General features: G+C 69.7%; 13 protein-coding genes. 5 read left to right on the forward strand and 8 right to left on the reverse strand.

Translation table 11 applies throughout. From position 1 onward, the window contains the following. From HNV26_RS06975 to HNV26_RS06990, 4 genes are all read right to left on the reverse strand, one after another. A partial coding sequence (locus HNV26_RS06975; RefSeq protein ID WP_171452780.1) for a type I polyketide synthase occupies positions 1-1,838 on the reverse strand: 1,838 nt, incomplete at its 3' end. Next, complete coding sequence (locus tag HNV26_RS06980) at positions 1,838-4,000, reverse strand: beta-ketoacyl synthase N-terminal-like domain-containing protein (RefSeq protein ID WP_253816310.1); 2,163 nt, start codon at positions 3,998-4,000, stop codon at positions 1,838-1,840. The genes HNV26_RS06975 and HNV26_RS06980, both read right to left, overlap by 1 nt. 126 nt (positions 4,001-4,126) lie before the next feature. Beyond that, positions 4,127-6,670 (reverse strand): NAD(P)/FAD-dependent oxidoreductase, encoded by a 2,544-nt coding sequence (locus HNV26_RS06985; RefSeq protein WP_171440733.1) that lies wholly within the window; start codon positions 6,668-6,670, stop codon positions 4,127-4,129. Positions 6,671-6,722: 52 nt separating this feature from the next. Next, on the reverse strand, positions 6,723-8,108 hold the full coding sequence (locus HNV26_RS06990; protein ID WP_171440734.1) for an alkaline phosphatase family protein: 1,386 nt from the start codon (positions 8,106-8,108) through the stop codon (positions 6,723-6,725). Positions 8,109-8,707: 599 nt separating this feature from the next. Between HNV26_RS06990 and pigA the strand changes: the two genes are divergently transcribed. The 5 genes from pigA to HNV26_RS07015 all read left to right on the forward strand — a co-directional run bounded on the left by pigA (position 8,708) and on the right by HNV26_RS07015 (position 19,160). Continuing rightward, a complete protein-coding gene (pigA, locus tag HNV26_RS06995) occupies positions 8,708-9,847 on the forward strand; it encodes a prodigiosin MBC biosynthesis dehydrogenase PigA (RefSeq protein WP_171440735.1) in 1,140 nt (379 codons plus the stop codon). Further along, complete coding sequence (locus tag HNV26_RS07000) at positions 9,844-11,358, forward strand: amino acid adenylation domain-containing protein (protein ID WP_171440736.1); 1,515 nt, start codon at positions 9,844-9,846, stop codon at positions 11,356-11,358. The genes pigA and HNV26_RS07000 overlap by 4 nt, the downstream gene beginning before the upstream one ends. A 136-nt stretch (positions 11,359-11,494) precedes the next feature. Then, positions 11,495-15,184 (forward strand): hypothetical protein, encoded by a 3,690-nt coding sequence (locus HNV26_RS07005; protein ID WP_171440737.1) that lies wholly within the window; start codon positions 11,495-11,497, stop codon positions 15,182-15,184. After that, positions 15,181-15,720: a DUF1318 domain-containing protein gene (locus HNV26_RS07010; RefSeq protein ID WP_171440738.1), complete on the forward strand. Its 540-nt coding sequence runs from the start codon at positions 15,181-15,183 to the stop codon at positions 15,718-15,720. The genes HNV26_RS07005 and HNV26_RS07010 overlap by 4 nt, the downstream gene beginning before the upstream one ends. After that, positions 15,714-19,160 carry a hypothetical protein gene (locus tag HNV26_RS07015; protein ID WP_366816800.1) on the forward strand — a complete coding sequence of 1,149 codons (3,447 nt, stop codon included), beginning with the start codon at positions 15,714-15,716 and terminating at the stop codon, positions 19,158-19,160. Before HNV26_RS07010 ends, HNV26_RS07015 begins: the two co-directional genes overlap by 7 nt. Before the next feature lie 43 nt (positions 19,161-19,203). Here the strand turns inward: HNV26_RS07015 and HNV26_RS07020 are convergent, their stop codons facing one another. The 4 genes from HNV26_RS07020 to HNV26_RS07035 all read right to left on the reverse strand — a co-directional run bounded on the left by HNV26_RS07020 (position 19,204) and on the right by HNV26_RS07035 (position 22,738). After that, positions 19,204-20,013: a sigma-70 family RNA polymerase sigma factor gene (locus tag HNV26_RS07020; RefSeq protein ID WP_171440740.1), complete on the reverse strand. Its 810-nt coding sequence runs from the start codon at positions 20,011-20,013 to the stop codon at positions 19,204-19,206. 84 nt (positions 20,014-20,097) lie between these two features. Next, a complete protein-coding gene (locus HNV26_RS38910) occupies positions 20,098-21,174 on the reverse strand; it encodes a hypothetical protein (protein ID WP_171440741.1) in 1,077 nt (358 codons plus the stop codon). Between the two features lie 15 nt (positions 21,175-21,189). After that, a complete protein-coding gene (locus tag HNV26_RS07030; RefSeq protein ID WP_253816312.1) occupies positions 21,190-21,651 on the reverse strand; it encodes a DsrE family protein in 462 nt (153 codons plus the stop codon). Positions 21,652-21,694: 43 nt separating this feature from the next. Continuing rightward, positions 21,695-22,738 (reverse strand): YeiH family protein, encoded by a 1,044-nt coding sequence (locus HNV26_RS07035; RefSeq protein ID WP_171440743.1) that lies wholly within the window; start codon positions 22,736-22,738, stop codon positions 21,695-21,697. Positions 22,739-22,767: the final 29 nt, after the last annotated feature.

Genomic DNA, 22,767 nt, shown 5'->3' on the forward strand with positions numbered 1-22,767 from the left:
TAAGAGACAGCTCCCGCGACCTGCTCGATGACGGACCAACCCGCCACCTGCCGGAGGACCGCGTCCACCTTCTCCGCGTGGACTCGGAAGACGTCCCGGCCCAGCAACTCACGCATCAACCGGTTGGCCTCGGGCTCCGTGTCGCCGAAGAGGAAGACGGGCTCGCCCCCGCTCGAGCCTCGAGCGACACCCGGCGCATCGCGTCCCTCCGCGACAGCGTGAAGGGCCGTGCGAAGCGCCTCGGGCGTCCTCGCCACGAGCACCGCACGGTGCGCATGGTGTGAGCGTCCAGCGCCCGCCGTGAAGCACGCATCCTGGAGCCGCGCTCCAGCACCGGCCTCCGACACATACCGGAGCCATGACACAGCCAGGGTGCGCAACGCGGGCTCGGAGCGCGCGGAGAGCGGCAGCACAAACGGCCCGGCGTCCACGGCGGCATGGGCGGCCTCCGCGTACGCCTCGACGAGCGCGTGCGCGTTCACACCGCTCATCCCGAACGAGCTCACGGCGACGCGATGAGGGCCGTCCTTCTCCGCCAGGGGCGTGCGCGCGCGAGGCACCGCGAGCCCTGAGCCCTCCCACGTGAACTCTGGAGTCGGGTGCTCGAAGTTGATGGAGGGAGGCGCCTCACCCGCCTGGAGCACCAGGACGGCCTTGATGAGTCCCGCGATGCCGGCCGCGGCCTCCGTGTGACCGATGTTCGGCTTGACGGAGCCAATCCACAGCGGGCGCTCCGGCGTCCGCGATGCGCCGTAGACGCGCGACACGCCGTCCAGCTCGATGGGGTCTCCCAGCCGCGTCCCCGTCCCGTGCGCTTCCAGGTAGTCCACCTGCCCGGGCTCGATGCCCGCGCGCTGCAAGACGCGCCGGTACAGCGCTTCCTGCGCTCCGACGTTCGGCACCGTGAGACCACCGCTCGCGCCGTCGTGGTTCATGCCCGTGCCACGCAAGGTCGCGAGGATGCGGTCGCCATCCCGGACGGCGTCCCGCAGCCGCTTCAGGACGACGACGCCACAGCCTTCCCCCTGCACCATGCCGTCCGCGTCCCGGTCGAACGTGCGGCAGTGGCCGCTGGGGGAGAGGGCTCCCGCCTTGGACAGGAACACGCTGAGCTGCGGCGCCAGGATGAGCTTCACGCCTCCGGCGATGGCGAGCGTCGACTCCTCCGTCCGCAGGCTCTGACACGCCAGGTGCACGGCGGACAAAGAGGACGAGCACGCGGTGTCCACCGCCATGCTCGGCCCTTCGAGCCCGAGGAGGTACGACAGCCGGCCCGGCACATAGCTGGCGTCCACACCCGTGGAGTAGTGGGCGCTCACCTTCTCCAGCCCGCCCCCCGTGATGAACGCGTAGTCCTTCGCGTGGACGCCCGCGAAGACACCGGTCCGCGTCCCCTGGAGCTGGTGCGGGGGGATGCCAGCGTCCTCCAGGGCCTCCCAGCTCACCTCCAGGAAGAAGCGCTGCTGCGGGTCCATGCCCTCGGCTTCACGCCGGGAGATGTGGAAGAACTCCGCGTCGAACCGGTCCACCTCGTCGACGAAGCCGGCGCGGCGCATGGACAGCTTCCCGGGCCTGGAGGGGTCCGGGTCATAGAGCCCCTGGAGCGCCCGCCGGTCGCTGGGTATCTCCGTCAGCGCCTCCCCTGCCCCCCACAGCAGTTCGCGGAACTTCGCGGGGCTGGTGGCGCCCCCCGGAAAACGGCAGGCCATGCCGATGATGGCAATCGGCTCCCGCTCGCCATTCGAGGCCGTGGCCAGCTTCTTCTGCAGCTTCTCGATGGTCAGCAGCGCCTGCTGGAGTGGCGACAACTCCGCCATGAATCCGTCCTTGCGGTTCATCACGCGACCTCCCTGCTGAGTTCCGCCAGCGTCCGGGCGATCTGCTCGCGCGCTTCGTCCTCGGACAGCCCGGCAATGCGCTCCATCAGGCCCTGCTCCTCCTGCTCGGGCGCGCTCACCGCGCCCGGGTCCGACGGCAGGCGGCCACGCCGCGCCTCCAGCAGGGACAGCAGCCGCTTCGCCAGCGGCTCCAGCCGGGGCAGTTCGAAGAAGAGCGTCGTCGACAGCCGGAGCTCGAGCGCCCGCGAGATGCGCTCCTTCAGCAACGTGGCCCCAATGGAGTTCAGGCCCAGTTCGAAGAAGGTCCGTCCCTGGACATCGAGCGTCGCGGGCTCGACCTCCAGCACGTCCGCGAGGTGCCCACGCAGGAACGCCCGCATCTGGGGCTCCCCAAGCACATCGGGAACGCGGGAAGCATCCCCGGCGGCCACCGCGGCGGACTGGAGCAGGGCGGCGGCATCCGGCCGCGCGTCCTTGGGTGAGCGGCAGACTTCATCGGGTGAAAGCCACTCGGGCCACAGGCGCTGCCGCTGGAAGGGGTAGACCGGCAGGCTCACGCAGCGCCCCGCACGCACCGGGAACACCTCGGGCAGCACCGCCCCATCCGCGACGAAGACACGCCCGGCCTCCACCTGCTCCAGCGGCACGCCCTCCTGAACCAGGAGCGTCGTCTCGCTCGACGTCGCAAGCGAATCGAGGAGCGCCACCAGCCCCTCCCGGTCGCTCGCGATCACCGCGGCGCGGTGCCGGTGGTGCTGACGCTTGAGCGCCGCCGTGAAGCAGATGTCCTCCAGCGTCGCCACCGAGTCCGGCGTCGCGGAGAGGAAGTCCCGAAGCTGGAGCGCCCGCTGACGGAGCGCGTCCTGAGAGAGCGCCGAGAGCGCCAGGAAATGGACCGGCGCTCGCTTCCGCTCCAGCGCCGCGGCCGGAGCAGCCTCCAGGACCACGAAGCCGTTGGCTCCCCCCAGGGACGTGGACACGATGCCCGCGCGGAGAGGCACGCCCGGCTCCCGCGCGGACCAGGGCTCCAGCTCCGTCTGGATGCTCAGCCCGAGCGCGTCGAACGAGACCAGCGGGTTGGGCGCATCCACGTGAATCGTCGGCGCCAACGTCCGGTGGTGGAGCGACAGGCACACCTTGATGAACTGCGCGATGCCCGCCGCAGCGCCCAGGTAGCCCACGTTGTTGCTGATGGCGCCGAGCCTGCAGGGCAACGGCCGCTGCGTCCCGAGCGCCTCCCCAATGGCCTCCGCCTCGGCCGCGTCGCCCTTGAGGAACGACGAACCGTGCAGCTCGATGTAGTCGATGCTCGCCGGCTGCACCCCGCCCTGTGCACACGCCTGCCGGATGACGTCCGCCTGCGCCGAGGCGCTGGGCGCCATGATCCACTCGTTCCGGCCGTTGTGATTGACGGCGCTGCCCCGAATCACCGCGTACACGCGATCACCAGGCTCCACCTTGGACAGGCGCTTGAGGACGACGACGCCAGCGCCCTCCCCGCGCACGTAGCCGTCCGCCTGGGCATCCAGGGTCCGGCACTGCCCCCGCTCGGAGAACACGCCGGCCTGGGACAGCATGATGCTGCTGTCCGGCGACAGCATCAGCTCGACGCCCCCGGCGAGGGCCATCTCCACCTCGCCGAGCGCCAAGCTGCGGCACGCCTCATGGAGGGCCACCGTCGAGGAGGCGCACCCCACGCTCGACACGGTGCTGGGCCCCCGGAAATCAAACGCGTAGGAGAGCCGGTTGGCGGCGAAGGACGCCGTCGTCCCCAGGACGGAATAGCCATCCAGCGCGGACCAGTCCCGCGCCAGCATCCGCTGGAAGTCGCTGAAGTTGACGCCCATGAAGACGCCCGTGCGGCTCCCTCGCACGGCGTCGAAGGGCAGGCCCGCGTCCTCCAGCGCATGCCATGCACACTCGAAGAGGAGGCGGTGCTGCGGGTCCATCTGCCGCAGCTCCCGCTTCGACAGCCGGAACGCCGCAGGGTCGGCCAGTTCCACGCCTTCAATCAGTCCGGCCTTGCGGTTGCGAATCGTCCCGGGGCGATCAGGTGCCGCGTCGAAGAGCGCGTCCGAAGGCCAGCGCCCGGACGGGATGTCTCCCGTTGCATCAATCCCATCACATAGCATTTGCCAGAGCGTACGCGGGCAGTCCGACATGGGGAGACGCAGCCCCAGTCCAATCACAGCAATGGATTCACACCACATCAGGGCACGGCTCCGCCGGCGGCTCGAAAGCCGCTCAGACTCTTCACCTGTTTGAACTTCACTCTCAATCAACAAGAATCAATAAAGACATACATCCGGAACATCTTTTACGGCGGCCGGCGTGGAATCACGCGGCCCGAGCCCTCCGTCCTCCACCACGGACAGGTCGCCAAAATCGAAGAGGGCGTGCTTGTACAGCTTGAGGCGCGGACTCAATCCTTCTGGCCCCACCCGAACCGCGACGAACTTCGCGCGATCGGTCTGCATCATCCGCTCGAAGTTCCGAACGGCTTGCTTCGAGGACTCGGGATACCCGAACCGGGAGATGGCTTCCAGAACCGCTGAGGTCTGGATCCCGCTGTAGATGAGGTTGACGCGCTTGGGCTGGGATTGGGACTCGGAGGCCTCGATGGCGACCTGGGTCATCTTGTCCGCGGAGTGCTCCCAGAGCAGCGCGTTCAGCTGACGAACCCGCTCCAGCTCCGGGGCGGACACGCCCATGTCCTGGAGGAAGCGCCACAGCTCCGAGCCAGACTGGAAGGGAGGCCGCTGCTCGTCGAAGCGCACCAGGTACATCTTGGATTCGAGCGTTCCGTCCTCCAGGAAGCTCAGTCCCAGGAACAGCGGGTAGTACTCGGTCCGCAGCGCGGAGGCATGGGACTTCACCCGCTCCGCGAAGGGCCCTGCCCGGAAGCGCTCCGGCAAGCGGCTCATCGCCTCATCGAAGCCGGAGTGCCCGCGCATGGGGTCGAAGTGCCAGCTGGCGGCAATGGAATACCGGGTGGGGCCTCCGGGCTTGAACTCCGCGCGAACCAGCCCCAGGTCCGATGACCGGAACGTCTCGCAGATGGCCACGGACCGCTCGACGCCCTCGTTGGAGATGCCGAGCTGACGCGTGTACTCCCGGAAGGCCTGCGTGACCGTCCCGTTGTCGCTGTAGAGCATGAAGCCCAGGCCGGGCTCGTCCGCGTTATAGGAGAACTCAATCAACGCCTTCTTCGCGATGCCCAGGCCCTGCACCGGGAGCCAGTACTCCAGGAACCGCCGCACCTCGGCGGCCTCACTCAGCAGCCCTTGGGCGCCCAGGGCATCCCGGACGAACCACCCCAGCGTCTTGTCCGGCTTCCACAGCAGCTCCGTGTCGAAGTGGCAGATGCGATCACGCGGGCCGACCCATTGAGGCGCCACCAGGTTGGCCAGCACCCGCCCCACGTAGCGCGCCCCCAACGCCACCCGACTGGCGGGCCACAGCGCCTCGTTGCCGGAGCCCGCCACGGACTTCTTCCGCCAGGCCCGCTTCGCGAGCCGCAAGGCGATGTCCGGGCGCAGGAGGAACTCCGGCCCCGCCTGGACGTGCATCAGCTTGAGGAACTCCTGGTAGATCTCCGGATGCTCGTGGTTGAGCGCGTAGAGCTCCTCCACGTACCACTGAGCCAGCTTGATGAGCCGCGTCCGCTCGCCGGGGACGTGGGGATGCCGCATGGCCTCCGCCGTCACGAAGAACCAGAGGCCCTGGAGCCACTGCGCGCCCGTGCGCAGGTAGGACGCCGTCCAGGACTGGGTCACCGCCTCCAGGCTGTCGAGCTGGTGCAGCGCCTCGTTGAGGAGGTTCGCCTCCAGCATCGCCACCGACATGCCCTGGCCGAAGACGGGGTCGAAGTAGCACCACGCATCCCCCAGGACGAGCAGCCCCGCGGGGAAGTCCCGGATGCGCTCGAAGTGGCGCCACTTCACGTCCGGCACCCGGTACATCGCGACGTCCGAGACGGGCTTCGCGTCCTTGATGGCTTCGTAGATGTCCGGCTCGCGGAGGCTGCGGGCGAACTCCACGAACCCGTCCGCGTCGCGGGGCGGGTGGTGTCCTTCGTAGCCGAACAGGGACACAATCCAGCGATTGCCTTCCACGCCCAGCATCGCCCCGCCGCGCGGCTTGTCAGGCGGCAGCGGGGTGATCCACAGCCCGCGCCAGTCCCTGGCGGTCTCCGGCTGCTCGAAGAGGCGTGACACGTAGCAGAGGTTGATGGGCAGCCGGCTCTCCTCCGGCGGGCTGAACCCCAACTCCGACAACCACTTGCCCAGCTGCGAACCGCGCCCGCTCGCGTCGACGACGATGTTGGCGAGCCGGTTCGTCACCGCGCCGCCGTCCGTTTGGCGGTCCTGCGTCTGGACACCGAGAATCCGCCGCCCGTCCGGCGTGGCCAGCAGCGCCCGCACGGCGGTCGACTCCAGGATCTCCACGTTGGAGCAGGCGCGAAGCCGCTCTCTCAGGTAGCGCTCCAGGGAGCAGCGCGTCTGCGGGTACAAGACGATGCCGCTGCGGTGGCGCGGCATCCAGTCACCAAACTGCAGCCACCGGAGGTCCTGGGTGAAGTCGAAGGGCTCGATGCCGTCCGCCTTCATCTGCTCGACGAGGCCGGGGAAGTACTGCTCCAGCAGATCCACGCCCTTTCGCAGCAGGACGTGGATGTGATGGGCCTGGGGCGCGCCCTGGCGCGGGCCGTCCTGGAGCACGTCCCGATCAATGACGGTGACGCGCTCGAAATGGTCCGCCAGCACGCGCGCGGCGCTGAGCCCACCCATGCTGGCGCCAATGACAATGGCGCTCCCAGGAAGTTTGTTCATGCCGTGTCCCGCCTCTTGCAGCGTCAACGCCCAGGTTGCTCGCGGAAGCCGTTCAGGCCGCCGCCTGCTGTCCGGTCAGGTGCGCCAGGATGAGGTCGTGGACTTGCGTGGCGTGGAGTGTCTCTGCCTCGATCAGTTCACCATGTCGTGTCATCAGCACCGGCCCATCCTCCGGGCCGGTGGGCAGGCCATGCGCCCCTTTGAGGAGGGAGCCGTCCATCGAGACGACCTCCAGTCGCGAGCGGACGCCCAGCTTCTCCTTCACGACACTGCCCCCCAGCTCCAGCATTCGCAGACCGAGCTTCGGGTCCACGAACATCTCCAGCGGGTCGTAACCCGGCTTGCGGTAGATATCGACGGTGCGCGCGTAGTCCGGCGCACGCGCGTCATCGAGCCAGTAGAAGTACGTGAACCAGGCCTCCGGCTCCGCCAGGGCCACCAGCTCGCCTGAGCGTGGGTGGTCCAGATGGTGGGCCCGCTTGCCCTCGGCATCGAGCACCTGGGCCACCCCGGGCTCCGCCTCGACCAGCGCCTTGACCTCGTCCAGGAGCGCCGGGTTCCGGACATAGATGTGCGCGATCTGCATGTCCGCGACGGCGAACGCCTCACTGCCGCTGGGATAGACGACGTCACGGCCGCCCTCGTCCCGGATCGCCAGCCACCCTCGGCGGCGGAAGAGGCGGTTCAGGTGGACGGCCCGAGACACGGGGACCGCGCCGAACTCCGAGAGGATGATGACGTGAACGCCGCGCGACTCGTAGAAGCCAATCAGCTTCCCGACGACGTCGTCGATCTCCCGGAGGCTCTTGTGGATCTCCTTCGCGCCCGGTCCAAACGTGTGCGGCGTGTAGTCCAGGTGCGGCAGGAAGACGAGTGAGAGCGTGGGGCCGTGCCGCTGCTCCAGCCACATGGCGACGTCGGCGATCCACTCCGAGGAGCGGATGCTGTAGCGGGGCCCCCAGTAGTCATACGCAGGGAAGTTCCCCAGCGCATCGACGAGCGGCTTGCGCAGGTGGAGCGGCTCCGTGAACACGTCTGGCACCACCCGCCCGTCCGCGGTGAAGGACGGCTGCGGCGTGATGGCGTAGTCCGCCTTCGAATACATGTTCATGAACCAGCACACGCGGGCGCAGGTGAAGCTCGGGTCGAGCTTGCGGGCGGCGTCCCAGAGCTGCGGCGTCTGGACGAGCCCGTCGGATTGGGGCCAGAAGCGGACCTCTCCCAGCTCCCGGTGGAGCCATCCATCTCCGACGATTCCGTGCTCACTGGGGTATCTTCCGGTCAGGAACGTCGCCTGCATGGTGCAGTTCAGCGCCGGCAGGATGGGCTGGAGCGGCACCATGCGCCCCCGCTCCACGAATGCCTGCATGTTTGGCGTCGAGGGGCCGACATACCTCGCGCTCAATCCAGGCAAATCCAAAACGACGCAACGTTCCATGCCCGAAGCAAACTGCTCACGACCCAACCAGTCAATCACCGACCAGGTTGTCCCATACCCTGGTCTGAGATGAGTGATCAGCCACTTCGACCAGGTCAGCCGCGTGTAGAATTTTACCGCGGCCATAGGCTGGAGTGCGCTGATGCGTGCGCTCTCAGCGGGAATGAGTGACACCGCACCCAGTGCACTGGGTAGTGAAACGAAACGGAATACATGGTCTGGAGGGGCGGATCATCGGCCTCATTTCAGCCCGTTTCCCCGCTGATGAAGGGTGCGCGGCCGGATCTCGAAATCAGGTCCGCCGCGGCAGCGGAAAATCGCGTCCCGGCCCATTTGTAACTCATTGAGTCCACCCCGGGCCAGACCCAGCAGATAGGTTTTACCGGACCCCGCACTTCAATCCCATCCAGCGCCACCCCCAAAGACACACTGTTCGACCACCATCCCCGAGGTTCTTGACGACTCGTTCCCGCGCACGCGAGACTTCGCCTGACTCCTCTCACGTCTCACCATCCATCTCCGAGGGCCATGCAGCGCGAGCGCAAGGCGTTCGAAGCGCGCCCCCTCGTTGCTGTCACCCGTTGGAACATCAGGAAAACATGGACTTCAGTTGGACTCACGAGCAGGTGGAGCTCTATGACCGTGCCCTCGCCTTCGCGCGAGCGCAGTTGCCCGAGGCCGCAAAGCCCAGCAAGGAAGTCCTGCCACGCGATTCGTGGCAACGCTGCGGTGAGTTCGGCTTCCTGGGGCTGCCCGTGCCCGCGGCGCATGGCGGACTGGGGCTGGACACACTGACCACCGCGCGGGTGATGGAGGCGCTGGGGCGTGGCTGCGTGGACACCGGGCTGGTGTTCTCCGTGGGAGCGCACCTCTTCGCCTGCGTGATGCCCATCCTGGAGAGCGGGGATGACGCGCAGAAGGCCCGGTACCTGCCCCGCCTGTGCTCGGGGGAATGGGTGGGCGCCAACGCCATCTCCGAACCCGAAGCGGGCTCGGATGTGTTTGCCCTGAAGACGCGCGCGGTGCGGGACGGCGACGGCTACGTGCTCGACGGCGGCAAGAGCTACGTCACCAATGGCCCTTCCGCGGACGTCTTCCTCGTCTACGCCGCCACGCAGCCGGCCCATGGGTACATGGGCCTGAGCGCATTCCTCGTCGAGAAGGACACGCCGGGCCTGTCCGTCGGGCGCGCCTTCGAGAAGATGGGGCTGTCCACGTCGCCCATTGCCCCCATCTACCTGGAGGGGTGCCGTGTCCCGGAGTCCGCGCGGCTGGGTGCGGAGGGACAGGGCGCGGCGATGTTCAAGCGCTCCATGCAATGGGAGCGCGCATGCCTCTTCGCCGCCTACGTGGGCGTGATGGAGCGGGTGCTCGAACAGACGGCGGACTTCGCCCGGACCCGCAAGCAGTTCAAGAAGGCCCTGGGGAAGAACCAGGCCATCTCCCACAAGCTGGCGGACATGAAGCAGCGGCTGGAGGCCTCCCGGCTGCTGCTGTACCAGGCCTGCTGGAAGATGGACCGAGGCCAGGACGCCGTCATGGAAGTGTCCCTGGCCAAGCTGGCCATCAGCGAGGCCGCCATCCAGAGCGGCCTGGACGCCATCCAGATTCACGGCGGCATGGGCTACGTGGCCGAAACGGGCATCGAGCGCGTGCTGCGTGACGCCATTCCCAGCGCCATCTTCTCCGGCACCTCCGAAATCCAACGCGACATCATCGCCAACCAGCTCGGCCTATGACACTCGACCAAATCGTCATCCGTGCAGCGGCGAAGGCTCCCGAGTCCATCGCCATCAAGGGCCCCGATGGGACCCTCACCTACGGCCAACTGGACGCGCTCGCCAACCGCATCGCCCGCGCGCTCCAGGAGCTGGGCGTGAAGAAGGGAGACCGCGTGGGGCTGTGGACGGAGAAGTCCGTGCGCGCCGTCGCCGCGATGCAGGGCATTGCCCGGCTGGGCGCCGCCTACGTCCCCATGGACCCGCTGAACCCCGCGACGCGGACGCGGCTCATCCTCGACGACTGCGGCATCGACGTGATGGTGACCACCACCACGCGCGCGTCCGAGCTCCACAACGCCGGCGTGAGCCGGCTGCGCTACCTGCTGGTGGACGACAAGGGGCCCGAGATCTGCTGGAACCGGCTGTCCGGTTTCTCGTCTGAGCCGCTGCCGCCGCACGGCTCGGGCGACCACGACCTGGCGTACATCCTCTACACGTCAGGCTCCACGGGAGCGCCCAAGGGCGTGTGCATCAGCCAGCGGAACGCGATGGCCTTCATCGAGTGGTGCCATGCGCTCCTGGGCACCACGCCGGAGGACCGCTTCAGCAACCACGCGCCGTTCTTCTTCGACCTCTCGGTGCTGGACCTGTACGCGGCCTTCATGGGTGGCGCGTCCGTCACGCTCATCCCGGAGGCGCTGGCCTTCGCGCCGGAGAAGCTGGTGGAGCTGGTCCTCCGCGAGCGGTTCACCTGTTGGTACTCGGTGCCGTCGGCGCTGATGCTGATGATGCAGGAAGGCGGGCTGCTGAAGCATGGGGCGCTGCCCTTCCGCGCCGTGCTCTTCGCGGGCGAGCCGTTCCCCATCCGGCACCTGCGCCCGCTTCGTGAGCACCTGCGGCAGGCGCGGTTCTTCAATCTCTATGGCCCCACGGAGACCAACGTCTGCACCTTCCATGAAGTGACGGACATTTCGCCCCACCGCACCGAGCCGGTGCCCATTGGGCGCGCGAGCTGTGGCAACCGCGTGTGGTTGGCCCGTCCGCCGCCGGACTCAGAGGAAGCGCGGGAGGAAGGCGACGGCGTGGGCGAGCTGATGGTGGAAGGCCCCACGGTGATGCTGGGCTACTGGGGCCAGCCCCGCCATGGGAGCGGGCCGTATGCCACGGGGGACCGCTGCCGCGAGCTGCCAGACGGCACGTTCGAATACCTGGGCCGCCGCGACAACATGCTGAAGGTGCGCGGGCGCCGCATCGAAGCGGGCGAAATCGAAGCGGCGCTGCTCACGCACCCGGACATCCGCGAGGCAGGCGTGATTGCCACCGGCTCCGGCCTGGAAGCGCGGCTGGTGGCCTTCGTGGTCAGCGGCGCCAGCAAGCCCCCTTCCCTGCTCAAGGTGAAGAAGCACTGCGCGGAGCGGTTGCCTCGCTACATGATTGTCGACGAGGTCCGCGTGCTGCCCGAGCTGCCCCGGACGCCCAACGGCAAGCTCAACCGGCGCGCACTCCGGGAACTGACGCAGGCGCCTTGAGGCAGTAACGGCGGCCGCCAGCGCGACTGGCGGCCGTCCCCACACCGTCCGTGCAACCGCCCACGGCCGCCCACAACGTCTCCTCGACTTCGTACAGGCCCCCGACCATGATGGCCGCGCGCGTCAACCGGGCCACATGGATTCCACCACAGCTGAACGTCCTCGCCGGCGGTGGGCTCGAATCATCGCGGGCGTGGTTTTTACAATCCTGGTCGTGCTCCCCGCGCTGACACTGGTCGCTGCCGGGGTGGTGCTGCGCAACCTCGACAGTCCCTGGCTGAAGCAGCCCATTGTCTCCAAGGTGGAGGCGGCCACCGGGCTCCAGGTGGACTACCAGGTCGCCCAGGTCCAGCTCCTCTCGGGGTTGAAGCTGGGTGGGCTGGTGGTGCGGACGCCCGCTCCGTTCCATACCGCCGCCCCGGAGCTGCTGCGCGTCGGCGCGTTGGAGGCGCACTGGTCCCCCCGTGCGCTGGTGACCGGCCCCGTCCGGATTGAGCGGGTGGTGGTGCGGGACGTGGCGCTCGCCCTGGTCGCTGACGATTCAGGCGCCACCTCCCTCACAGGACTGAGGAGCACTGAAGCCCCAGCGCCGCCGCCCATTGAAACGCCAGTGGGTGCCTCCCAGCAGGTCACAGACCTCCTGGGAGCGCCGCTTCCTGTCAGGCACGTCGATGTGTCGGGCGTGTCGCTGAGCTACGTCCGCGTCCAGCGTGGCGAAGTCGCCGAGCGCTGGTCCCTGGGCGGGCTCGCGGCGCGGGTCGAAGCGAAGCATCACGACGGGGAATGGAAGGTCTTCGCGAACCTGGGCCAGGCGGGTGCCCCGCTGCCGCTGGCGCTGCGCCACGAAGGCTCCGCCACGCCCCCGGCCCTCGCGGAGCTGGCGTTCGCCCTTTCGATGGAGGCTGGCGCTTCGGCCGCTCGCGCGCAGGTGGACATCGATGTCACCCAGCAGTCCTTCGACCCACGTTTCTCGGTCCGATCGCTGCTTCACGGCGCGGTGGCCGCGCGGTTCGACACCGAGAAGCGCCACATCGCCGTGGAGTTGGAGCGCACCCGGCTGACGGACAGCGCGGAGCTCGAGGCCCAGGCCGTGCTCCCGGATGCCGCGGGCGAGCCCCCGGTCGTGACGCGCGCCCTGGCGGACATCGAGCTGGGAAGGCTGCTGGCGGCAATCCCTTCCGAATGGCGTCCGTTCACGCTCGAGCGTGGCAAGGTCAAGCTGGACGCACGAGATGTCACCCTGAGCGCGATGCCTCAACTGGGGCCTCGCGGCAGACTGGGCCTGGACGTGGACGTCGCGTCGCTCCGGATGACCGGTGAGCCGGTCCGGCTGGCGCTCGGCGGAGGACGCGTCACCCTGGTGGCGACGCCTGATCCGCGGCAGGGGCTCTCCGCGCAGCTGACGTTCGGAATCGATGGGCTCGACGTGGGAGGCCCCACGGCCCTGCGGATTCCAAAGGCCCACGGTGAAGTGAAGGGCCATCAGCTCCGCCCAGAGCCCTCCTCTCCGCTCCAGGTCGCCGGGGACGCGAGCCTGTCGGGCATGGTGGAGTCCCTGGACCTCCGGACTCCGGACCTGCGAGCGCAGGCCGAACGGATGGGCTTCCAGCTCAGCGCGCCGCTGGCGGCGGCGCCTCCCCTCGCACTGAGCGCGAACGTGCCCGTCGGGGCGCTCCATGTGTCGTCGCCGGATGGGCGCACGCTGCTGAAGGGCCCCGTGCGCGTGAAGTTCGATGCGTCGGACGCGTTCCCGCGGCTCGACGAGCCCCAGCTCAGCCGAGGCCGCGCGCAGTTCGTGCTCGACGTCGGCGACCTGCAGGCGTCCCTGGATGCCACCAAGGACACCGACGCGGTGTCTTACACCCTGGCCGCTCGGACACCGGACCTCGCCGCCGCCCGCCCCTTCATTCCCGACCCGGTCGCGGCGCGCATTCCGTGGCAGCACCTGGGCGTGCGCCTGGACTCCAAGGGCAGCGTGAAGGCGCTCTTCTCACCCGCGCCACGGCTGGAGCACCGCACGGAGCTGAAGCTGCAACGGCCCGCGTGGGACAACGTGACGGCCAGCGACGTCGCCGTCGTGGTGCGCTCGCGGGGTGACGCCTGGCGCCACCAGGGCGACGTGGACCTGCGAATCGAAGGGCTCCGGGCTGGTGAGAAGGACTTGGGGCTCCAGCATCAGACGCTGACGCTGGACCTCAACCGCCGGAAGCCCGCGGTCCGGTTGGTGCTCACCAGTCATGAAGGGCCGAAGGTCATGCTGGACGCCGCGGCGGCGTTCGACCGGAAGGCCCGCGCCCTCCGCGTCGACGTGAAGGGCGACATCCCCCCACTGGGCCCTCTGGCGCCCTTGCTGGCCATGGCGCAGGTGCCCCCGGAGCTGGATGCCGGGCGGCTCGCGGTGGGCATCGAGCTGCACGGCACGCTTCGCGGCGTGCTCACGGGCGTCACAGCCGATGGCACGCCGCGACTCGCCCCGGCCCCTGCGCGTACCGCCAGCTTCGATGGAACGGCGGTGGTGAGCGCGCGGGGCCTGCGCTGGAGGCAGGACGCCCTGTCACTCAACGTTCCCGCGCTGCATTGGCAGTTGGCGTCTCGCGTCGAAGGTCCCAGACGAACCGTTCACAGTGACCTGCGCGTGGAGAAGCTCACGGTCGGAATGAGCGATCGGCGGCTGTCCTTCTCGGAGCTGACCAGCGACACCACCGCCAGCTTCACGGAGGTGCTGGAAGCGGACGACATCGAGCTGAAGCAGCACTTGAAGCTCCGCGCGTTGGAACAGAAACCGGCGCTGCCCTACCCGGTCCAGGACGTGGAAGCGACGTTCTCCGCGCGGCGCAAGCCCACGGGCGTCATCCACGTTCCCCAGCTCCACCTGAGCAACGCGGGGACCAGCACCCATTTGAAGGTCCGGGGGCGGCTCGACCTCAGCGAGGACCGGCGCCGCCTGGGGCTCCGGGGCGAGCTGTCGCAGGACATGGCCAGGCTCGCGCGCCCCGGGATATTGGAGGGAAGCGGCAAGGTCACCGTCGATTTCCGCGTGGGCTCCCCCGACCTCACCGTCTTCCGGACCGTCTCCAACCTGCTCCTCCAGGACTTGAACCTGCGCCTGCCCGAGCAGGGGTTCGAGATTGAAGGGATGGACGGCAACGTCCCGCTCACCGAGAACCTCGAGTTCAGCGAGGGACAACTGCGGCTGCTGAGCGACATCGACGTGAACCCGTACCCGATGCTTCGTTTCGCCGACCAGCATCCCCTGCTCTCCCGCAGCGGGTACGTGTCCGCCAAACGCATCAGCACGCCGCTCGTCGCCGTCGCGCCCCTGGCGGGGAACCTGTCCATCAACCAGCACGTCGTCTCCATGACGCAGCTGGAGATGGGGGTTCGCGGTGGGCGCATCACCGGACAGTGGCTCCTGGACTGGCAAGGCAAGCACTCCACCCTGGAGGCCCGCGTGCGAGCCACCGGGGTCCAGTCATCCCGAGGCGAGCCCTTCGACGGCAATGCCGCCGTGGTCATCTCCGCGAAGGACCGCAGCATCAATGGCCGCGCGGAGATTCTGCGCATTGGCAACCGCCACCTGCTGGACCTGCTCGACATCGAAGACCCCCGCCATGTCAACCCCGCCACCAACCGGGTCCGCTATGCCTTGCGGCTGGGCTACCCGGAGCACGTGCGGGTGAGCTTCAACCACGGCTTCGGCAGCCTGCGCATCACCATGGGCGGCCTGGCGAAGCTGCTCAGCATCGACGAAATCCGAGGCATCCCCATGGGCCCCATCGTCGACCAGCTCATCAAATCCATGACTCCTCCGGAGACCACGCCATGAAACACCGTGGGTTGCTGCTGTGGGCCGCCCTCGCCACGCCCGGGTGCATCAGCGCGCCGGAGATTGTCATGGTGGACCGCGCGACGGCGCTCGAGGAACAGGCCGCGGGCTCGTTCAAGGACGTGGAGCAGCGGCTGGCTCGCGCGGGCATGAACCCCACGCCGGCGCCGTTCACACCCAACCAGTTGGAAGAGCTGGGCATCCAGCCCACGCCGCTGGTGGAGAACATCGGCAGGACGCCCGCGGACCGCGTTGACGACCTGCTCCGTCGCCACTGCGTGGGTGAAGGGCGGGACGGGCTGCTGGTGAATACCCGGCGCCGCTGCCAGGCCGGGCGCATGACAGCCGACGACGTGGCCCTGGTCGAGCGGGTGAATCGCTCCCGTCAGCTGCTCTGGAAGTGGATGCGGTCGGCCCGCCCCGACGTCCCGGAAGAGACGCTGCGCCGGAACTGGCACAAGGCGCACGCGGAGGGTGTCGTCTGCGGCGGTTGGGTCGAGGCCGAGGATGGGACCTGGGGAGAGAAGCAGTGCTGACGCGGCGGAGACGGGGCGTCGTGGCCCTGGTGACGCTGATCGCGGGGAGCGTCTGGGCGCAGGACGATGAGAACGATGGAGGGCTGCGCACGCCCACCCGGCTCACCGTCGGCGTGGGCGACCAGTTCCTGGGGCAACTGACGCCTGACGGGAACACGTTGATTTTCGCGTCCAACCGCAGCATCGCGACCGAAATCTTCACGCAGGACCTGGAGCGCGGACGCGAGCGCCGGCTGTTCGACGAAGGCGCGGATGTCACGTGGCCGCGCATCAGTCCCGACGGCAAGCACCTGCTCTACATCTCGTTCCGCGACCAGGCCGGTGGCCAGCTGTGCGTACGCGAGCTGCCCACCGCGAAAGAGCGCCGGTGCCTCGAAGGAGACGCCAACGCCCTCCAGGCGGAGTGGATGGACACCTCGCACATCGCGCTGGTGAGCCGGACCACCATCCAGGGCGACCTCCACCTGTCGCGCGTCGAGCTGGGCGGCGAGTGGCGCGTGACGCCCCTGCTCGAGCGGAACCTGACCAGCCCGACCCTTTCCCCGGATGGGCGCTGGCTGGTGTACGTCCCCATCGAACGCTCCGTGCGGCAGGTGGGCCCCGGCTTCGCCGCGCGCGCCGCGCCCCACCTGGAGGCGCTGCGCCTGGATGCCCCCGGCGCGAAGCCCGTCCCGCTGTCGCTCGACATCCCGGGGCAGACGGGACAGCCGACGTTCTCACGGGATGGGCGCTACCTGTACGTGGTGCAGTTCTTCACGGACTCGAATGCGGATGGCGTCATCGACGCCAGCGACAGCGGCGTGCTGTTCCGGGTGCCCTTCGCGACGGAGCGTGACGACGCCGCCGAGCAAGCCGCCGCCGCCAATCCGGACCAGCTCACCAGTGCGTCCTGGAACTGCCAGTACCCGGCGCCCGCGGCCACGTCTCTGGCGGCGACCTGTTCACGCGCGCAGTCCCTGGACGTGTACCAGATGCCGCTGGATGGCCAGGTCCCCAGTGCCTGGGATGCGCGCCGGCTCAGCGGAGAGTTGAGGATGGTGGGCCGGCGCGCCGATGAGCTGCTGCTCTATCGCCACCGGCTGCTGCTCGAGACGCGGCCCAGGCTTCGCCGCCTGCTGATGATGCGCATGAGCATGCTGCACCTGGCCTACGAGGACTTCAGCGCGGCGGAGTTCTACGCCCGCCACCTGGGCTCGGTGAGCGACCCCGCCACCGCGGGCCTGGAGGAACCGCTCCGCGCCCTCATCGACCACCGGCGCGCCATGAAGGAGCGCGAGCGGGGCCGCATGGTGGAGGAGCTGAGTGTCGCGGAGCAGAAGCGCATGGCCGCGCTGGAGCCCGCGAACGCGCGCAGCCCCGCGGCCGCTGTCTTCCAGCGCGTGGTGCGCAGCGAGTTGGCGGATGACGCGGGCGACTTCACGCGGGCCCGGAAGGAGCTGGAGGCGGCCGAAATCGCAGACACCACGCCGCGCGCGGTGCTGGAGGCGTATCACGCGCGCGCGGACGCGCTGTACCGGAAGCTCGATGCGCGCGAGCCTTTGATTGAAGCGGGCCGGCGGCTCTCCGAGCACCGCATCTTCCCGGCCGACGACCAGCTCGACTTCGCGCGTGCCGCGGTCCGCGCCCTGTACCGGGGACGCCCCTACGACGAGGCGGACGCGGCGATGGCGCAGGCGCTCACGACGGCGCCCGCCGGTTCGGCCTACGCGTACGCGCTGGAGCTGGGCCGCCACATCAATGCGCTCCGAAGCGAGCGGCCTCCTCGTGCCGTGCGGGAGGCGCTGATCGAATTCTACCGGCAGCAGAAGGACCCGCTGCGCAGACGGGTCCTGGTTCAGGACGCCGTGGAGCGGGCGGCGGGGCTCGGCGCCGATGGCATCATGGAATCGCTGGCGATGGTCTACATCGACGACACGCCACCGGGGAGCGAGGAGCGACGCCGCGCCGAGCGGCTCTTTCGCCGCGCGCTGATGGGCCGCGCCTACCGGCGGCTGGCGCGGCAACGCCAGGACATGGCGCGCGCGGACTTCGACCTGGTGACGCAGCGGACGGGTTCGCTGGAAAGCGCCGTCGAAGCCATGAACCTGCGCTTGCGAGCCGGCGTCAGTCCGGACGTGGTGGAGAAGGAAGTCACCACCACCGCTCCGAACATGGCGAAGCCGCTCGCGCACTTCGTGAAGGCCTACGTCACCGCGCGCCAGCTCTCCAAGTTGGAGGGAGATGCCCATGCGCAGGCCGTGACCTCGGCGGTGAGGGAGCTGCGTGCCGAGTGGCCGGCGCTGAAGAACCAGCGCGTGGTGCAGGCGCTCCTGGGCGCCATCCATCACGAGGACTTCCTGCGCAACCGCAACCCCGCCGCCGCCGAGCGCGCCAACCGCCACTACATGGTGGCCCTGGACCTGATGCGGAACAACGTCCGCTACCGGGCCATGATTCTCGGCGCGCTGGGGCTGCTGCACACGCAGGTGGGCAACTTCCACATCGCCCTGGGCTACCTCGAACAGCGGGACAAGCTGCCGTACGTGGACAATTGGGCGGGGCTCGCGGTGTCCATGGCGCGGGCCCACGCACTGCTCCACGTCGACCGTGAAGCCGACGCGGCCCAGGCGGCGGACAAGGCCCTGGCCATGGTGGAGACCACGCAGCGGCTGTCCAGGTTCCTCCCGCTGGCCCTGGACCGCGCCGCGCTCTACAACCTCGCCGCCGGCCGCTTCGACCGGGCGCTGACGCTCTATGACCGGGAGCTGCCGCTCGTGGAGGCGCGCCCCCAGGATGAAGAGGGCCTGCGCAACCGGATGGTGGTGCGGCTGGCGCGCGGCGCCGCGGCGCTGGGTGCGGGTCAGCCGCAGCGGACCTTGGAGGACCTGGAGCAGGTCGAGCGAGACCTGGCGACGCCCGGTGTCCGGAGCGCGTTGAAGTGGGCCCACTCCACGCCCGAGCATGTCCTGCGCTCCTACCGCCTCATCGCCTCGGGCCTGCGCGCGAACGCGGAGACCCGGCTGGGACGCCTGGACGCCGCGGCGCGGGCGCTCGAAACGCGGCGCAAGCTGTACCTGGATCAATTCGACCAGTTGGACCGCGACGAGGACATCCGCGCCGTGACGCTGGCGGAGCTGCGGCTGGCGGAGAACGCGGTGGACCAGCAGGACCCGGCACGGGCGACGCGCTGGCTGGGCGAGGCGTTGAAGCACTCCGACTCGCTGGTCGCGCGGACGCACGCGAACGTCGATCCAGGGCAACTGGACGTGCTCTGGTTCGCGGCACAGTTGAATGTGAAGGGCGACGGGGGCTTGCCCTTCGACGTGCCCCAGCGACTCGGCAAGGCGCGCCGCACCCTGCTCGAGCTGCGTGACCCGGCCTGGCGCTCGTACCTGGCGTGGTTCGACATCTACTCCGCGCTCGCGGCGCCCGCCGCCGAGGAGGCCCGTTCAGCCCCGTAGGCCGCGCCCCCCCGGGGCTCCCGGTGCTCCAAGGCGAGCGGGCTCAGGCGGGCAGCGCGCGTGACAGCGCCTGCCGTACCGCCGCGCGCACGGGCGCGGGGACATCATCCCCGGGGATGCGCCGACACAGGGACACCGTGCGCTTGAGCGCGTCACACGCGTCGCTGCAGCGGGAGCAGCGGGACAGATGCTCCTCCAGGCGCACACAGGCGGCCTGGTCCACCTCCTCCGCGGCGAACTCCGACAGCTCCTGCGCCAGCTCCGGACACCCCGCGCCCTGTCCGTGACCGCCCTCCCCCAGGAGGGTGGCGAGGTGCTCTCGCATCTGGATCCGCGCGCGGTGCAGCCGGCTCTTGAGCGCCCGCACCTCGATGCCCACCACGCTGGCCGCCTCCTCGGCCGTGAGCCCCTCCACGTCCCGGAGGATGAGCACCTCTCGATGCGCCTCCGGCAGCGCGAGGATGGCCGCCTGCAACACCTCGCCCATCTGCCGCGCGTGGGAGACCATGTCCGGCGTCGCCTCCTCCGCCGCGACGCTCGTGGCCGCGGTCGAGTCGAGCGGCTGGAAGTCCTCGGGCGCGCCGACGCGGCGGCGGCGCAGGCGGAAGCAGTGCGTGCGGGCCACCTGGTACAACCAGGTGGACAGCGCCGCGTCCCCCCGGAACGCGTGGATGCCCCGGAAGGCGGAGAACAACGTCTCCTGGAGGACCTCCATGGCGTCCTCCTCGGAGCCGCACATGCGCAGGCCAAAGCGGTAGACCTGCTTCTCGTGGCGGGCGAGGACCTCGTCCAGGGCCTTGTCGTCGCCAGCGCGCGCGGCCTCCATCAACTGCTCATCGGTTCGCGTCGACATCCGCCCTTCGCCTCCTCATCGGAAGAACGCCCAGCCACCAGGATGCCTTCCTGGATGGCGCCAGGAGGTTACATCGCGCAATACCTAGCGTCGGTGCTGAAGTGACAGGCCGAGTTGACCTCCGGACGCGCCGTGCCCGGGAGGCCGCCAGCTCCCGCCCAGGGTGGCGCGAAGCGCCTGCCGGCGGAGATACCAGCTGAGCCCGGCATCCAGCCGCGCCCCGCCCGGGGCATCCGCCAGGGCGCCGCCCGAGACTCGCGCCACCAGCGCCCACGGCTCGAGCACCGTGCCCCCCGGCCCTGGCAGGTTGAGGCCCGCGCGGACGTGGGCGAGCAGCGCGTGTCCCCGGGGGGAGGCCACCTGGTGGAGCTCGGCCGAGAGCACCAGCGGGCGCAGGCGCAGGAGCGCGTCCACGCCCCAGGAGCGTGCGTCGCCCCCGGGCTCCGTGCTCCCTTGCAGGGCCAGGGTGAGGCCCGGACGAAGGCCGAAGTCATTCATAGGCAGGCTGAGGGAATACGTCTCCGCCTCGGGCGTGCCCAGGGTGAGCGCGGCGCGGGCCACGAGCAGGGGTGGTCGCCACGCCCCCTCCGGCCCGGGGCGGTACACCACCACGCCCGAATCATAGCGCAAGCTCCAGCCCTCACCGCGGAGCAGGCCCCCCACGTCCACTCCCGGTGCGCGCCCCGACTCCGTCCCGGTGAGGTGCTCGCGCAGGGGGCCTTGCGTGATGGCCTTGTCCAGCGAGTCCACCTCGAAGCCACTGGTGAGGTTCTCCCGGCCCACCTGCGGACGGAACAGGCCCACGCTGAGCCAGGCGTGCTGGGGCAGCACGGTGAAGGTGACGCTGGCCTCGTGGAGGGCCAGCGGCGGCCCCTGAAGCGGACCGGGCAGGAGGACGAGCCGATCGAACGACACCTCCAGTCCGCCCCGCACCCACGGTGACCCGGTCAGGTGGAGGCCTACCCGCCCACGTCGCAGGCTCACGGCGGCGGCGCCCGGGTCGCTCAGCCCCTGGTCGATTCGGACCTGGAGCGCCTCCCTGATTTCCAGCCGCGGCCCCTCCTCCACCACCTCCTCTGCCCGGCCCGGCCGCGCCAGGCCGGTCAGGGCCACCAGGCAGAGGGACAGCACGGTCCGCGTCCCGCGCGTCGCGCGCTCCATGGGGGCCACGACTCGCTAGTAGCGGATGACCTGGTAGCCCTCGGCCACCAGCCGCGACAGCTCCGCCACGCCGTCGTCCACCACGTCGGCCTGGGGCTGGAGCGCCTTCGGGTCAATGCCAAACTTCTTCAGCGCGGTGCCGCACGCCACCAGCCGCACGCCAGCGGCCTTCGCCGCCTGGGCCGCCTCGCGGACCTCCGCCGGAACGGCCTTCACCGTCGGGTCCAGCGCCACCACCGCGCGGCCGTAGGTGAGCCACACCACGTCCGAGAGGTAGCCCGACTCCTTGGCGTTCTTCACGTGACGGAGGGAGCTGGAGAGGGTGCCCAGGTCCTCCAGGCCCGTGGTGGCCACGAAGACGAGCTTGCCCTGGCGAGCGGGCACCTCCTTCTTCGCGGGCTGGGACGGCGGCGCGGCGAACGAGGCCAGGGGCGCGGTGACGAGCGAGATGACGAGCAACGACAGGATGCGATTCATCTGGATGGACTCCGAAGTGGTTCGAGGAAGACGGGTTCGAGGACTACTGGATGGACAGCACATGGATGAGCCCCCAGGCGGCCAGCGCCAGGGCGGCGAAGCCAACGAGGCCCGCGTAGACGACCCGCATGCCCGCGCGGCGGACCATGCTCAGGTGGGTGCCAAGCCCCATGGCCGCCATGGCCATCACCATGAGGAAGACGCTGGCGGTGGAGAGCCACGCCTTGGCGGCGGCGGGCACCACGCCCACCGTGCCCAGCACGCCCACCGCGAGGAAGCCGATGACGAACCACGGGATGGGCGGCTCCTTCAGCGAGTAGCGCACCTGCCCGCCCGCGCCGGAGACCAGCCCCAGCACCACGAGCGCGGGGGCCAGCAGCACCACGCGGGTGAGCTTGACCAGCGTGCCCAGGTCCCCGGCGGAGGTGCCCCAGGTGAAGGCCGCGGCCATGACCTGCGCCACCTCATGCAACGTGGCGCCCGACAGGATGGCGAGCTGCGCGGTGCTCAGCCCCAGCAGCGGCCCCACGAAGACGTAGAAGAGGACGCCCACCGTGCCCAGGATTCCGCACAGCCCCACCGCCAGCGTGGTGTCCTCCTCCTCCGCGCGGGTGACGGAGCTGGCGGCCACCACCGCGCTGGCGCCACAGATGGAAGTCCCCACCGCCAGCAGCGTGCCCAGCTTCTCCGGCACGCCGAAGCGCTTCGTCACCCAGCGGATGCCCAGAATGCCGCCGACGATGACGGCCAGGGCCAGCAGCAGCACGCGTGGGCCCACCTTCGCCACCAACCCGAAGTCGAGCCGCGCGCCCATCAGCACGATGCCCAACCGCAGCACCGTGCGCGCCGAGTAGCGCGTGCCCTCCATCAGGCTGGGCGCCAGCCCCAGGGCCGTGCGCAGTGAGATGCCAATCAGCAGGGCCACCGTGAGGGGCCCCACCACCTTGAGGCCGGGGAGCGTGGCCAGCCCGTAGCTGACCACCGCCAGTGATGCGGCGAGCCCGAGCCCCGGCAGTCGCCGGCGCCAGGGGCCCCCAGGCGGAGGCGCGGAGGAAGTCGAGTTGGAAGCGGCGAGAGGTGCGGTCATTTCGGGGGGACGGTGGGGGGAAGTCGCGC

The organism is Myxococcus xanthus, from assembly GCF_013116825.1.
GTDB lineage: Bacteria > Myxococcota > Myxococcia > Myxococcales > Myxococcaceae > Myxococcus > Myxococcus xanthus_B.

Coding starts and splice junctions, on each gene's coding strand:
- HNV26_RS07030 (WP_253816312.1), bottom strand. CDS start 21,651: ATGAATCGCATCCTGTCGTTGCTCGTCATCTCGCTCGTCACCGCGCCC.
- HNV26_RS07010 (WP_171440738.1), top strand. CDS start 15,181: ATGAAACACCGTGGGTTGCTGCTGTGGGCCGCCCTCGCCACGCCCGGG.
- HNV26_RS06990 (WP_171440734.1), bottom strand. CDS start 8,108: ATGGAACGTTGCGTCGTTTTGGATTTGCCTGGATTGAGCGCGAGGTAT.
- HNV26_RS07005 (WP_171440737.1), top strand. CDS start 11,495: ATGGATTCCACCACAGCTGAACGTCCTCGCCGGCGGTGGGCTCGAATC.
- HNV26_RS07035 (WP_171440743.1), bottom strand. CDS start 22,738: ATGACCGCACCTCTCGCCGCTTCCAACTCGACTTCCTCCGCGCCTCCG.
- pigA (WP_171440735.1), top strand. CDS start 8,708: ATGGACTTCAGTTGGACTCACGAGCAGGTGGAGCTCTATGACCGTGCC.
- HNV26_RS07020 (WP_171440740.1), bottom strand. CDS start 20,013: ATGTCGACGCGAACCGATGAGCAGTTGATGGAGGCCGCGCGCGCTGGC.
- HNV26_RS06985 (WP_171440733.1), bottom strand. CDS start 6,670: ATGAACAAACTTCCTGGGAGCGCCATTGTCATTGGCGCCAGCATGGGT.
- HNV26_RS06980 (WP_253816310.1), bottom strand. CDS start 4,000: ATGTCGGACTGCCCGCGTACGCTCTGGCAAATGCTATGTGATGGGATT.
- HNV26_RS38910 (WP_171440741.1), bottom strand. CDS start 21,174: ATGGAGCGCGCGACGCGCGGGACGCGGACCGTGCTGTCCCTCTGCCTG.
- HNV26_RS07000 (WP_171440736.1), top strand. CDS start 9,844: ATGACACTCGACCAAATCGTCATCCGTGCAGCGGCGAAGGCTCCCGAG.